Raw genomic sequence first — 12,923 nt, 5'->3', positions numbered from 1 at the left:
TCATTTTCAATTTCAATATTTGCACCAAATCAAGAATATGTTTTACAAAACATATACATTGTATACTTTTAATTCAATAATAAGCCAGCCCACTATGATGAAATTACGTACTCGACTAATCTTATTAATTCTACTTCTCCAATCCGTTTTAACTTATTCGCAAGAAGTTGCTGCGGACATTTTACAAAAACGTTGGCAAGCCAATTGGATTTGTGTTCCCAATACTAGCCCAGATGGATATGGTGTTTACATGTTTAGAAAAACGATTGATCTAAGTTCCAAACCGCAATCCTTTATCATCCATGTTTCAGGAGATAATCGATATAAACTGTATGTCAATGAAAAAGTGGTTTCCATGGGACCTGCTCGTGGTGATTTAGCTCACTGGAATTTTGAAACTGTAGACATAGCTCCCTATTTAAAATCTGGTAAAAACGTAATGGCTGCCCAAGTCTGGAACGAAGGTGAATTCAGACCTGAGGCCCAAATTACCTACAGAACAGGTTTTATCTTACAAGGAGCGAGTACTAACGAGGCTATGGTCAACACCAATAATACCTGGCTATGTGAAAAGGATAATAGTTACAATCCTATCAGATTCAACGTAAGAGCCTATTATGTAGCCGGTGCGGGTGAATTAAGAAACTTGAATGCCCAAACCAAATCTTGGCAAAGTGAGCAATTTGATGATTCTAAATGGCAAAAAGCAAGACATATTTTCCCTGGCTCACCTAAAAATCAATTGGGTCAATTTGGCACCATGAGTGGATGGATGCTTGTTCCCTCTCAGATCCCTCAAATGGAGCTTAAAGAAGAACGCTTGAAAAAACTCGTTCAGAAAGAAGGCTCCATCGAAATACCTTCCACCTTTCCAGAGAAAAAGAATGACATCGTAATACCTGCCAACAGCACGGTTAAGCTTATTTTAGATCAGACATATTTGACCAATGCCTATCCGCAAGTGACCTTTAGTGGCGGTAAAGGAGCCTCCATTGCATTAGCTTATGCAGAATCTTTATTTAATGCTTCGGCTTCGAAAGGAAATAGAAATGAGGTTGCAGGAAAAAGATTCATCGGGAGAACGGATAGTCTTTTAGTAGATGGCTCAAACAATCAAACATTTACAACATTAACTTACCGAACCTACCGCTATATTCAAGTGAAGGTCACTACGCAAAATGAGCCTTTGACCATTCAGGATATTTACAGCCAATTCACAGCTTATCCATTTCAATTAAATGCAAGTTTAACTTCTTCCAATACCGAAATCAGTAAAATTCTGGAAATTGGATGGAGAACGGCTCGTTTATGCGCCTATGAAACCTACATGGATTGTCCATATTATGAACAATTGCAATACATTGGTGATGGTCGAATTCAAGCATTAATTTCATTATACAACAGTGGCGATGATCGCTTGTTTAAAAATGCCTTGAATCTAATCGATTACTCAAGGCAGCCAGAAGGTGTTACCTTTAGTCGACACCCCTCATTTACCCCTCAGTACATTCCAACCTTTTCATTTTGGTACATTGGCATGTTGCAAGATTACGCTCGCTATGGAAAAGATGCCAGTTTTGTCAAGCAGAAATTAGGGGGTGTACGTCAGATTTTGGAATATTTCAAAAACTATCAGCAAGCCGATGGTTCTTTGAAAAATGTACCTCAATGGATGTTTACTGACTGGGTAGACAATGCCAAAGATTGGCGTTCTGGGATGGGTCCAATGAGTCCTAACGGAACATCAGCAGTCTTAGATTTTCAACTATTGTGGGCATATCAAGTTGCCTTAGATTTAGAAACAAAACTAGGAAATAAGGCCTTAGCAGCGGATTATCAAGTTTTAATTGATCAATTAAAAAAGACGATTCGACAAAAATACTGGGTAAAAGAAAAAAATCTATTTGCTGATCGTGAAGAAAAAGATACTTTTTCTCAGCATACCAACTCCTTTGCCATTTTAACGGGATTGACCCAAGGAGAAGAGATTAAAGCAGTAGCAGATCAATTACTGCACAATTCCACCTTGGCTCCAGCTTCCATTTATTTCAAGTATTATTTACATCAAGCCTTAATCAAGGCAGGATACGGAAATGATTATTTGTCTTGGTTGGACAAGTGGAGAGAAAATATCCAAATGGGCTTAACCACTTGGGCGGAGACTTCGGATGTAGATAAGACCCGATCTGATTGCCATGCGTGGGGTTCCAGTCCAAACATCGAATTTTACCGAACTACACTAGGAATAGATAGTGATGGAATCAGTTTTTCTAAAGTGAAGATTGAACCTCATTTAGGGGCTTTAACACAGGTGAATGGAAAGATTCCACATCCCAATGGAGAAATATCAGTCGACTATCAATTGATTCAAAATCAATGGAAAATACAGATTAACCTTCCTAATACAACCACGGGTAGTTTCGTTTGGAAAGGAAGAAAAATTCAACTAAATGAAGGTGTAAACACATTAAAACTATGACCAATAGACGCAAATTTTTAAGCCAAATATCCTTGGCGACAGCTGGAGTTAGTTTTTTACCAAGCTACTTACAGGCTAGTTCTACGATTTTTTCTGGAGCCTCTTTAGTCGAAGAATTCATCCAGAGCGAAACCACCTATGGCAAAATTAAGGGCTTCCGAACAGAAGGAGTCAACATCTTCAAAGGTATCCCCTATGCGGGTCGGATTTCGGGCGACAGGCGTTTCCGAAGACCAGCACCCTTAGAGCCTTGGACAGGCGTGAAAGACACCTTGACTTTGGGAGCACCGGCCATGCAGGCACCTCGTAGAAACGAGCCTGCGCCATCGGAAGATTGCTTATTTCTAAATGTGTGGACACCAGCCAACGACAATAAGAAGCGACCTGTGATGTTTTATAATCACGGAGGAGGTTTTGTGATTGGATCGGGAGGTTCTGCTGGCCAAGATGGTGCTAATTTAGCCCGTAATTTTGATGTGGTCGTGGTAGAAACCAACCACCGATTGGGATTGATGGGCTTTTTGTATTTAGAACAATTAGCTGGGGCTGATTATGAAGGTTCAGGAAATAATGGCATGTTGGATATCGTGGATGGCTTAAAATGGGTTCATGACAACATTGCTCAGTTTGGTGGAGACCCCAACAATGTCATGATTTGGGGTGAGTCAGGAGGAGGAGCCAAAACATCTTGTTTATATGCCATGCCATCCGCAGCTCCCTATTTCAATAAAGCATCCATAGAAAGTGGACCAGGTGTTAGGATGATGGACAAAGAAACGGCGCATGAAAATACCTTACAATTATTGAAAGAGTTCAATATTTCCACACAAGATTGGAAAAAACTATTGGACATTCCTGCGGCCGACTTGCTAGCTATGCAAGCTAAACTTCCATTTGTTCCTCCCTTCCAGGAAAAGAACAATGCGAGCGCAGCCGGTTTGATGCGTCGAAATGCGGGAGGTTTTGGCCCAGTGGTAGATGGAAAAGCATTACCATATCATCCATTTGATCCAACGGCACCAGCCATTTCGAAGAATAAACCCTTATTGGTAGGTTGGAATGAAGATGAGTACACCTTTTTTGCATGGGAGAGAAAAGATACGGAATCCTTTAAAATGGATTTTGAGGCCTTGGCTAAAAAGTTAGAACCACAATACAAAAAGGATACAGCCAAGCTGATAGATACCTACCGCAAAGCCAATCCATCGGCTACGGCGCCCGATATTTTTGTGGCTATTTCATCCATCACCATGATGGGATTAGGTTCGGTTGAAATTGCGGAAAAGAAAGTGAAGCAGAATGGGGCATCGGTATATTTATACAATTTTGGCTATAAATCTGAAGTGAAAATTCCTGGGACAGAATATGCGATGGGTACCCCTCATGCCATGGATATTTCGTTTAAGTTTAACAATGAATCCGCCAATAAGGCTAGTTTCTTTGGCGGTAATCGACCTGAGAAAGCACAAGCATCGCATAATTTTGCTGAATTATGGACCAATTTTGCTAAAACAGGGAAACCATTTGCGAAAGATGCCCCTGAGTGGAAAGCCTATAATTTAAAGGACCGACCAACCATGCGCATTGATACCAAATTGGAAGTGATCCATGACCGATTCAAGCAGGAATTAAGCGTTTGGAGAGAATTGGGGAAATTGTCCTAAAGAATTAAAACATAATCAGTTTATGAATTACAAAGCCCCAGGATTCTGGGGTTTTTTTTGTGGGGGATGCCTATTGAAGGTTGTATTTTGAGATCTTTTGAATGATTACCTAAAATCTAATATGGATATTTTCGACATCTGAATATAATAGACGTTAAACAGCAACAAATATATCCTTTATTTATTTTTAATATCCCACTTTAGTCCTTCTACATCAAATTCGAATTGTGAGGTGCCATTATCATAAAAATCAACTTCTATTATTAATTTTTTAGATTTTTTTAATCTTTTAATAATTGAACTAGATTTTGATAAAAATATTGTTGTGGACTTACCTGTGCTCTCATTACTAAAATTACTTGAAATTGGAGGTGAATTGTCAAATTTCATTCTCACTGTCTCTTCTCCATCAAAACTTGACATAAATTGACCTTTATTTACAATTAAAAAAACTTCGTTACCTTGACCATTCAACCCATTTCTTAACCAAATTTCTAAATTAGTTCCTCCATTATAAGGGAAATTTAACTCAACTGTATTTTTCGATGTACAAAAAGCAGTTCGATAAACATTATTATCCATCTTGTCCTCATGAATTGAGAGATTCCAATTCTCTTTGACTGAATCAATTGTTACTTCTTTTTTTTCAATTGATGAAACAGAATCTTCCTTTTTATCTTCTAAATTGTTATATATAAAAAATACGACTAAACCAATTAGAAAAATTGAAAATATTAGTTTTTTAGTTTCATCTTTCATATGAGGCTTTTCAGGTGTAGAATTATCCATAATTTCAAGAGAATAGAGTCTTTTTTATAAAATTGAATAATTTAGTAATTAAAAAAAAGTAGAAAAAATAAAATACCTTCGCTTATTTGAATTGAATAATGAGTCAAATCGAAAGAAATTTTAAATATTTCTTAATTCAACTCATCCATCTCTTTAATACTATCAATACTTGCCTTCACAAATTTTAATTTTAAAGAAAAATTGTGACGACTTGATTTAAGCAAAATCAGCCTTCTTTGCTGGGCTATAAATTCATTCATTGAATTATCCGCATTTTCAATCGATGATTCTAATTCTTTTAATTCTTCCAATGTATAACTGCCTCTACCATTTGCAATTGTGGTGGTATCAACGGCAACTGAATCTGAATTTTCTATGTTATTAAGAATAACATTAATACTATCAATTGAATTAGAATATTGATTTCTAATGCCTATTAATTCACCCAATTTCTCCTCTCTCAAATCATATTTATTTTTACAACTTGTTAAAAGTAGAAAAACCATGAAGGTTCCAAAATATCTATTTAGGCTACTTAGGTACATAAGTCTTATTTCCATTGCTATTGTAATAATATTGTCCACCTCTTGGTCCAGTTTCTATTGTTTGCCCAGCTACATAATTTTGAGCTTCATGTGAATAATCTTTGGCTTTATATCCCTGCTGTTGGTTATAGGGATTGTAATTCCCTTGAGTGGAATAATTATCCAAATTAGTATTATTCGGAGAAGTCTTATAATAACCTTGAACTGTTGAACCATCCTTTTTAATATAAGGATTTACATAAGTTAAACTTTGTGAAAATGCAAAGTGGCTAATTATGCCAAATAGTGTAGACACTATGATTTTTTTCATGGTTAATTTCTGTTGATGATAAATGTGTTTTATTCTAATATTTTAAAACTCAATCTTACACGCTCTTCTCCCTTTATCCTGAGCAACTGATACAAGTACTTTGGAGATTTGAGTCGAACATCTGTTAAGACCTTTACATTTTTCTGATCGATGATAAACTTTTGAATTAGGTCCGTTACACAGATAAACATAATTTTCAACAACGGACATTTTCCTCTTTGCAAATGACTCATTTGAAAAAGAAATTAAAAATAAGACCAAGGAAATTTTAAGTAAAGTTTTCATAATTAGCTATTTACCTTTTCCAAACTAGTATAAATCTTCTCAATAAACTATGAATTATAAGAATACTTATTATTTGGTCATAAGATATCAGATTCGTTAAAACTCTTAATCAACATCCCAATAAGTATACGTTAATTCAACTACACCCATCAAATCCCACCCAAATCCTGCTGAATTTTAGCACAAATAGTTTTGGGGATGGATAATTCTCTCATTTGCTGAAGTAGAAAAGGAATGGCTTTTTGAATGTGCTGAATGGACTTTTCGGGAAATTTGATGGCATATTGATCCGCCAAAATCAAAATGTCTTGTTTCGTTATCTGATTTCGTTTATGATTGACCGACAAGGCCCGATTGGTCTTGAGTCGGTTAAGTTTCAAGGAGGCAGAATAGGTTAAATCATAGGCTGGTGCTAAATGCCAGTGGTCATTGTCCGAATCGTAACAAAAAGAATGATTTTTTAAATGATCATCGATATTAAAAAAGACGAGATTAAACACCATGCGTTGAAATAACTCATCGATTTCAGCTTGTGGAATTTTCAAATACAGGGCCAAGTCAAACAAGTTTTCGTAGGTCGACACCGAGCTATCCAGAAAATCCCAACCGGTTAGGCCAGAGGCTGATAGCACATGAATTTTTCTACCAGCTACCCGGTCAAAGCGCAAGGTCGCAAAATGTTTATCGTCAATCAGCTTAGAGTCCATCATGTGGATGCCGCAGTGACGAGCCGTCAAATAATAGGCATATTCAATTTTAGCACGGTAATAATCCAAATCCAATGGATCTTCTAGTGTCAATTTGACCAAATAATGATGATATGCATCCGATATTTCTAGATCCCCTGGTATGATTTTTTTGGATTTTTTATGTTCAGAAATGAGAATCTTGGGTCTTATCCCTCCTGCTGAAGTACCTATTTTAAAAATGGTCAATAAAGCCTGATGGTCCAAATGCTCACTCGACGTACTTTCCTTATTTTCTAGCACTTTTTTCAAGACTTCCACTACTTCATCCAATTGGAATGTTACTCGAGAAGGCAAATTTTGGGCTGGCTTAAATTCCAAAGCGCCCATACCCCGATTGGCCAAATAAGTCAGTTGTTCCAATGGGCCAATTTTGGATATTCCTTGGCTCTTAGATTCCATCCACTTATTGAAAAGCAAGTTGCCAAACATATCAGGCAAGGAGTCAGCTATCATCGGTGGCAAACCTCGAAAGGTATTGCCTTCAAATTGCTTGAACACTTGAACTACTTCGGTCTTTTTGAATAAAAGTGGAAATAAATGAGCAAAACGAGCCGATTGAAGAAATTTTGGATGGTATTGAAAATACGAATGACGATGTTCTTCATCGTATCCTAGCTTACCTATCTCTTCTCCCCAGCACCATATTTCGATCAATAATTCCGTTCCCATGATTAATACAAGGATTTAGGAGCTTGGTTAACAGATTTTACTTGAATGTATTGATACAACTCATCCATTTCCTGAAAGTGATTTAAGACCTTTAATAGGGTATCTAAGGTGGAGTTTTTGCCAGATTCTAAATGCTGTATGGTTAATCGGGACAAATTCAAAGATTTTCCCAATTCATCTTGTGATAATCCCTGACGTTTTCGCAATGATTTACACCATTGACCCAATTGCTCTTTAACATCACTTACTTTAACAACATCAAATAAAATATTATCCATTTTTGACAATTAAAATATACAAAATTAGAGATTTATGACACAAATGTATATTAAAATAATCAAATAATATATCATATTAAAATTAAATTGTATATTATAATTAACATTTTATACTAAAATTGGCAATTAAGTATATTATAATTATCATTTTATGCCAAATTTTACCATTAAAATAAACTCAAAAAGTAGATGTTAGTCGACAAACAATTAATGCGATTGAACGAAACAAATTTGTCCCTTCTACCCTGCTAGCATTAAAGATTAGTCAGATTTTCAACAAGTCCGTCAATGAAATTCTTAACCTTGAGGATGGCGATTAAGGATTACTAATTAAAACAAAAAAGCTTCAGATTTCTCTGAAGCTTTTTTTTAGTTGGCGGTCCGGACGGGACTCGAACCCGCGACCCCATGCGTGACAGGCATGTATTCTAACCAACTGAACTACCGGACCGTCTTGTAATGTGGCACAAAATTAGCTAATTTATCCTTTCAAACAAATGCACAAGCAAAAAAAACCAAAAAAATATGTTCCCTCCCGCCTCCTACGAATACCCGAAAACACGCTACTTCGCTGAATATCTGAATTTTGAGTCGACAGAAAATCTATTTGACGTACTCGATAATCAATCAAAAATAATTCAATCGCTCTACCAAAACCTAAGTACAGAGCAATGGGCTTTTGCTTATGCTCCAGGAAAATGGACTTTGCAGCAGCTTCTAGGTCACCTAGTTGACACAGAACGCATCTTATCCTATCGAACCTTATGCATCAGTCGGGGTGAACAACAATCCCTACCCGGTTTTGATGAAAATACTTATTTAGAAAATGCCCATTATGAAAATCAAAACACGGATCTAATCCTACAACAATATATTTTGACCCGTCAAGCTACCACCGCCCTATTGAAATCCTTTTCTCCCGAACAATGGAATACCATGGGTACAGCCAACGGCAATTCTGTATCTGTCCGTGCCATTTCTTGGATGATCGCTGGCCATGAAAAGCATCATTTGGGAATTATGAAGGAGCGGTATACTTTATAGTGATTAGGGTTTAGTTAATAGTTATTAAAACAGTTTCAATTTTTTTTTGATCGTTAAATCTAAGCTTAATTTTAATCATTAATTCAACGGAAATACCATGTCTTGATATAACAAAATGTCCCGTCCTGAAAAAAGTAGACAGTTACAAACTGAATACTTATGCTTAAAATTAAGAGGATTTATCGTTACAGTGAAAGTTTCAAACAACAAGTTTTAGAAGAACTTTCCCAAGGAATTTATAGTGCCCATGAATTACAGCGGCGCTATGGAATCAAAGGTTCTACCACGATTGCTTATTGGGCAAGAAAAAGTGGTAATTTTAATCTCATACCAAAAACTATTCGTGTGGAAACTCCCCAAGAAAAAGATGAAATTGCTGCTTTAAAGCTAGAAATAAAGCGCTTAAAGATGTCTATTGCAGACATTGTCACCGACCGAGTTATTGCGGAAAGCACCTTGGAGGTTATTTGTGAACAACAAGGATTAGATATCGAAGAGGTTAAAAAAAAAGCTGGTTCGATATTATCATCAAAGCCGTCCAAAAAGGGCAGAAAGTAGCCCTTGTTGTGCATAAACTAGATAAAGTGAGAGCTAGCTTTTATAAACAGCGAAGGCAGACTTTTATTTCTAAGCATTTTAAAGAACCTATTCTAATTGATCTTGTTTTAGAACAACGAAAGAAAATGCCTCGACTAGGTGGAAGGAAATTACATTATTTAATTGCTCCAAGCCTAAAGCAAAGCAATTTATATGTGGGTAGAGATCGATTCTTTGCATGGTTAAAGCAACAGGATTTATTAGTAAAGCCCAAGAAGAGCTATACCAAAACAACCAATAGTTTTCATCGCTTTTACAAACATGGCAACTTAATAAAAGATCTAATACCTACTGAAGCTGACCAAATATGGGTAAGTGATATAACCTACATTAGAAAGCAAAAGGGCTTTTGTTATCTAGCTCTAATCACTGACGCCTATAGCCGAAAAATCATCGGATATGATCTCAGCGATTCCCTAGACTTAACAGGATGCCTCAATGCCTTAAAAATGGCTGCTAAACATAGAATTAGAATGAATACGATTCACCATTCAGATCGAGGTATTCAGTATTGCAGTAATCAGTACGTACAATTAGCGGAAAAACATGGAATAAAAGTGAGTATGGGAGAAGCGGGAAATTGTTATGATAATGCATTGGCGGAAAGAGTGAATGGAATTTTGAAAAATGAATTCAATTTAGATGCTACTTATAAAAACTTGAAAACCGCCCAAAAAGCGGTTTCTCAAGCCATTAAAACCTACAATGAATCAAGACCGCATTTAGCTTTAAAAATGAAAAAGCCAGTTGATTTATATGCAGCTTAAACTATATTTACAATGAGTTATTAATGAACCCAACTGTCAACCTATATCAGGACAAGACAAAAAAATCTAATAACTAATAACTGAACCCTAATAACTAATATCTAAATACTATATTCCTTATCTTTGCCCCCATGAAATTCTACAAATACCAAGGTACCGGAAATGATTTTGTGATCATCGATGACAGAGAGGGTAATTTCCAGCTCGGTCAGAAGGAGATTGCCCATTTGTGCCACCGCCGATTTGGTATTGGAGCAGATGGACTCATGCTACTGCAAAATGCCGAAGGTTATGATTTCAGAATGGTCTATTACAACTCGGATGGAACCGAAGGAAGCATGTGCGGAAATGGTGGACGCTGCTTAGTGCGCTTTGCCTCCGACTTAGGAATTGTACAAAATTTCACCACATTCATTGCCATTGATGGTGAACATCAAGCGCACATTGACCCAGACAAAATCTCCTTACATATGCAAAACGTATCGGAGATTGAAGCTGTTTCTTCTGACTATTTTGCTCAAACTGGATCACCTCATCTAGTTCGATTTAGTTCTGCCGTACAAGCCGAAGATGTCAAAAACATTGGCGCCCAAATTCGATATTCCGATACGTTTAAAAGTCGGGGTGGAACCAATGTCAATTTCGTAGAATTAGTAAACCAAGGTCTATTTGTTCGTACATACGAACGAGGGGTTGAGGATGAGACTTATTCCTGCGGAACAGGTGTAACCGCTGCTGCTTTGGTAGCGAATACCATCCATGGCTTAACAAGTCCAGTTGCTATTCAAACCATCGGAGGAAAGCTTTCCATTGAATTTAAAGGAAATGCACAAACAGGCTTTTACGACGTCTATTTAATTGGGCCAGCTGTTCGGGTCTTTGAAGGGGAAATCACATCCCTTTAACGGGAATATGTGGCAAAATACTCACTAAACTCGTTTGATTGTCTTCTACACGGAATAGCTTAACTCGGTAATCTCCATCTGGAAGATAAATGAATGGTATCATACCTTCTACTTTTCGTACATAAATGGCATCGTGAAACTTGATTTGTCGGGCACGATCCAACTCCATGAAATACAAATTGAACACCCAATTTTCTTTTTTGGCATTTTCAAAGACCACATACATTCCATCTGAACCATAGGACATTTTTGCCCTTGTCTTTTCTCCCGAATACCTTAACCCATTTTTTTCAAGGCTAAAACGCAACAAATCCTTACCCTGAGGAGCCTTAGCTAAGGAAGTTGGATTGGCTTGAAAATCCTTCTCTAATTTAGCTTCATGCTTATCCAATGCAAAAAATCCATTTTTGAATGTCAGAGAAACAGCATCGTTGGCATATTTCACCGAGGCAGGTAATTCAGCTGTAAAATCAACAATAGGACCTCCCAATTGTGAAAGTTCTTTTAGATTAGGAGCCCCTAAATCAGCCTTTCTTCCTAAGGAATCTTTAAAATAATAATGCTCTCGATGCTGAATGCTATGTTTAATTATCGCCGCAGATTGGGAGCTGGTGAAATTGACAACAGCTAATAAATTATTCCAATACGATATCCCAAAATACAGCATAGAAAATGCTACAAAAGTCCACGCTCTCCAAGATTTAATGCCAGGAAACATATGCCAAAGCATCAAACATAAACTCATCAAAAATAAGGTACTATTGATGGCATATCGACTTTCAAAAACAAATTCGATAGGTAAATTAGCTCGACCGATGGAATAAATAAGTGCCGTAGCCAGAATAAACAATTGAATCGAAAGGATAAAGTCCAAAGAAGATTTTTGACGGACGATTTGATAGATATGTCGAAATACGAATATCATCCAAGTCATAAAAACAGCGCCCCCCATGCCCAAGCTTAGCTCGACCCTAAACTCAGATGTAGTAGAGAAAAATACCCCCACAAATGAACCCAGGTAGACAAAAAATATTTGAATGATAGAAGCTACCATATGTAAATTGTCTGTCAAATGTCCCCTTTGAAAAGGATGTTGATATCCCCACATGTACAAACTGAAAAAGGCTATTCCAGCAATTGTCCAAAGCACCCAATACGTCCAACGGTAATTTTTTAGGATAGGAAATGCAGCAACAAATAGCAAAAAGCCATTTCCACTGGTGAATACAGCTATAAAAGCTAAGAAAATGGCCCATGTAAATTGCACGGATTGTTTTCCTTTTCCATCCAACACATAAAAAACGAATAGGATGAAAAACACAATACTATTATGCTGCAAGGCACAAACTGGCCAAAAAATATTGTGAAAATAGGCTGCATTATACCAAATAAAAGCCAAGGGAATAATCCACCAATGAGGTAATTGATAGCGATGTAAATACCCATTCAATAAAAAATGAACTCCTAAAGTGGCCCCAGCACCAACCAAATTCAAGGTCATGTAATTGATTTGACCCGAAATAGAATATTGAATTAAACTGATGATCGACAAATATCCCTCTCGGTGTTCGTTGCACTGAGAAGCCAATAAAGCTATTTTATCTACAAAGCTATCATCTCCATGAAAAAAGCGAATAATGAAGCCATTGATGGCACTCCAATCATCAGCAAAGGGGGCGTTGATTCCAAATTTCTGAAGAAAGAAATAAAAGAAAATGGCAGGAGCCAGAGAAAGAAAAAAATAAAAATGCCGCTGGCTAAACAAGTTCATCAATCCAATTATAATTCTTGCGAAAATTTTCTAATTTAGAGGCAATGTGTTCGTATAACCACAAAAGTAAG

Annotated in this window: 12 protein-coding genes, 1 tRNA gene and 1 pseudogene; 7 read left to right on the top strand and 7 right to left on the bottom strand. The window is 36.8% G+C overall.

All coding sequences use genetic code 11. The features are described 5' to 3' along the window. Positions 1-94 precede the first annotated feature (94 nt). Positions 95-2,479: a family 78 glycoside hydrolase catalytic domain gene (locus EWU22_RS05385; RefSeq protein WP_231962741.1), complete on the top strand. Its 2,385-nt coding sequence runs from the start codon at positions 95-97 to the stop codon at positions 2,477-2,479. Beyond that, positions 2,476-4,143, top strand: coding sequence for a carboxylesterase/lipase family protein (locus EWU22_RS05380; protein ID WP_130924718.1), 1,668 nt, complete (start codon positions 2,476-2,478; stop codon positions 4,141-4,143). The genes EWU22_RS05385 and EWU22_RS05380 overlap by 4 nt, the downstream gene beginning before the upstream one ends. A 177-nt stretch (positions 4,144-4,320) precedes the next feature. Here EWU22_RS05380 and EWU22_RS05375 read toward each other — a convergent pair whose 3' ends face one another. The 5 genes from EWU22_RS05375 to EWU22_RS05350 all read right to left on the bottom strand — a co-directional run bounded on the left by EWU22_RS05375 (position 4,321) and on the right by EWU22_RS05350 (position 7,768). Next, positions 4,321-4,932, bottom strand: a complete 612-nt coding sequence (locus EWU22_RS05375; protein WP_130924717.1) for a hypothetical protein — start codon at positions 4,930-4,932, stop codon at positions 4,321-4,323. 131 nt (positions 4,933-5,063) lie between these two features. Continuing rightward, positions 5,064-5,492 carry a hypothetical protein gene (locus EWU22_RS05370; protein WP_130924716.1) on the bottom strand — a complete coding sequence of 143 codons (429 nt, stop codon included), beginning with the start codon at positions 5,490-5,492 and terminating at the stop codon, positions 5,064-5,066. Then, positions 5,464-5,787: a hypothetical protein gene (locus EWU22_RS05365; RefSeq protein ID WP_130924715.1), complete on the bottom strand. Its 324-nt coding sequence runs from the start codon at positions 5,785-5,787 to the stop codon at positions 5,464-5,466. Before EWU22_RS05365 ends, EWU22_RS05370 begins: the two co-directional genes overlap by 29 nt. Before the next feature lie 434 nt (positions 5,788-6,221). Next, on the bottom strand, positions 6,222-7,490 hold the full coding sequence (locus tag EWU22_RS05355; RefSeq protein WP_130924713.1) for a type II toxin-antitoxin system HipA family toxin: 1,269 nt from the start codon (positions 7,488-7,490) through the stop codon (positions 6,222-6,224). A 2-nt stretch (positions 7,491-7,492) separates the two neighbouring features. Continuing rightward, a complete protein-coding gene (locus EWU22_RS05350) occupies positions 7,493-7,768 on the bottom strand; it encodes a helix-turn-helix domain-containing protein (RefSeq protein ID WP_130924712.1) in 276 nt (91 codons plus the stop codon). Positions 7,769-7,962: 194 nt separating this feature from the next. Here EWU22_RS05350 and EWU22_RS13550 point away from each other — a divergent pair. Next, positions 7,963-8,088: pseudogene (locus EWU22_RS13550) on the top strand (helix-turn-helix transcriptional regulator); the annotation flags it as partial. Positions 8,089-8,142: 54 nt separating this feature from the next. Here EWU22_RS13550 and EWU22_RS05340 read toward each other — a convergent pair. Further along, a tRNA-Asp gene (locus EWU22_RS05340) sits at positions 8,143-8,219 on the bottom strand. Between the two features lie 74 nt (positions 8,220-8,293). Between EWU22_RS05340 and EWU22_RS05335 the strand changes: the two genes are divergently transcribed. The 4 genes from EWU22_RS05335 (at position 8,294) to dapF (ending at position 11,081) form a co-directional block, all read left to right on the top strand. After that, complete coding sequence (locus EWU22_RS05335) at positions 8,294-8,812, top strand: DinB family protein (protein ID WP_130924711.1); 519 nt, start codon at positions 8,294-8,296, stop codon at positions 8,810-8,812. 159 nt (positions 8,813-8,971) lie between these two features. Continuing rightward, positions 8,972-9,370, top strand: coding sequence for a transposase (locus EWU22_RS05330; RefSeq protein ID WP_130924710.1), 399 nt, complete (start codon positions 8,972-8,974; stop codon positions 9,368-9,370). Between the two features lie 8 nt (positions 9,371-9,378). After that, on the top strand, positions 9,379-10,176 hold the full coding sequence (locus EWU22_RS05325; protein ID WP_317127096.1) for an IS3 family transposase: 798 nt from the start codon (positions 9,379-9,381) through the stop codon (positions 10,174-10,176). 131 nt (positions 10,177-10,307) lie between these two features. Beyond that, positions 10,308-11,081, top strand: coding sequence for a diaminopimelate epimerase (dapF, locus tag EWU22_RS05320; RefSeq protein ID WP_130924708.1), 774 nt, complete (start codon positions 10,308-10,310; stop codon positions 11,079-11,081). On the opposite strand, the gene EWU22_RS05315 is transcribed toward dapF, so the two are convergent. After that, positions 11,068-12,852 carry a hypothetical protein gene (locus tag EWU22_RS05315; RefSeq protein WP_130924707.1) on the bottom strand — a complete coding sequence of 595 codons (1,785 nt, stop codon included), beginning with the start codon at positions 12,850-12,852 and terminating at the stop codon, positions 11,068-11,070. The two genes, dapF and EWU22_RS05315, sit on opposite strands and share 14 nt — an antisense overlap. Positions 12,853-12,923: the final 71 nt, after the last annotated feature.

Source organism: Aquirufa nivalisilvae, assembly GCF_004307455.1.
Lineage (GTDB): Bacteria > Bacteroidota > Bacteroidia > Cytophagales > Spirosomataceae > Aquirufa > Aquirufa nivalisilvae.
This window is presented reverse-complemented; position numbering and strand designations above follow the sequence as displayed.